Here is a 1,070-nt window from a genome sequence, read left to right as displayed (position 1 = left end):
GAGCTGCGCGGTGTCGGACGGCAGGGACTGCACGGAGGCGTCGAGCTGCGCGAGGCCCGTGGCGAGCGAGGCGGCGCCCGAGTCGAGCGAGTCGAGTCCGGACGCGAGCTGCGACGTGCCGTCGGCGAGCGAGGCTGCGCCGCTCGCGAGCGACGACGCGCCCGACGCCAGTTCGGCGGCGCCGTCGGCGGCCTGGCCGATCTGCTCGTTGATGGTGTTGAACCCCTGGTAGACGTTGCCGAGGTAGCGCTCGGTGAGCTGGGCGTTGAACGTCGCGACGGCCGCCTGCGTGATGACCTCGGTGAGCGCGGGGTCGAGGTAGGCCGACGCGGGCGTCGTCTGGACGTGCAGCGTCGCGTGCACGGCATCCGCCGCGGGGCCGGAGATCGAGGTCGCGTCCGCGGAGAACGACGGCGGGATCGTGAGCACGGCGGCGTAGCGACCGTCGCGGAGGCCCGTCGCGGCGTCGTCGTCGTTCGTCAGGATCCACGTGAAGTTCGGACCGGTCGGTGCGGGAGTCGCCGTCGCGTCGGGCCCGGGGTCGTCGGGAGCCCCCTCGCCCGCGATGCCCCCGATGAGGCCTGCGGCGAACTCGCGGCCGAGCGGCACGGTCTGCCCGTTCAGCTCCACCGGCTCGTCGTCGTTGACCACCGCCGCGGTGACCTGGTCGAAGTCGCTCACGGGCGCCGCGAGCCCCCAGGCGAGCAGCCCGGCGATCGCGAGGGGCAGGAGCAGCACGCCGACGATCCCGAGGGCGCCGAGGCGTTCGGCGCCCTGCGACGACGAGAACGAGGTGTCGGTCATGTCGTCGTCCCCGTCGTCGCCGCCTGCCTCGCGGGTCGAGCGGATGCCGCCGGCTCGAGCACCGTCCGGCCGATCCCGTGCGGCAGGACCGCGTCGGCCGTCGACGCGAGCTCGCACGAGACGAGCACGGTCAGCGGATGCCCCGTCCGACGTTCCGCGCCGCGCGCGGCGCCGGTGAGGACCTCGAGGAGCTCGTCCCGCGCCGCCGCATCGGCGAGGAGGTCGACGCCGTCGACGGCGAGGAGCTCGGGGCCGGCGGCGGCGGC

2 protein-coding genes are annotated in these 1,070 nt (G+C 75.0%); both read right to left on the bottom strand.

Annotation, left to right across the window (positions count from 1 at the left end; genetic code table 11):
- Positions 1–804 (bottom strand): YhgE/Pip domain-containing protein (locus ESO86_RS17505; protein WP_422836511.1); only part of this gene is annotated, 804 nt, incomplete at its 3' end.
- Positions 801–1,070: hypothetical protein (locus ESO86_RS19530; RefSeq protein ID WP_165308334.1), on the bottom strand; the 270-nt coding region annotated here is incomplete at its 5' end. The genes ESO86_RS17505 and ESO86_RS19530, both read right to left, overlap by 4 nt.

The sequence above is a fragment of the Agromyces binzhouensis genome (assembly GCF_004135055.1).
Taxonomy (GTDB): Bacteria; Actinomycetota; Actinomycetes; order Actinomycetales; family Microbacteriaceae; genus Agromyces; species Agromyces binzhouensis.
The sequence above is the reverse complement of the archived record's forward strand: the minus strand, read 5'-3'. Positions and strand labels throughout refer to the sequence as shown.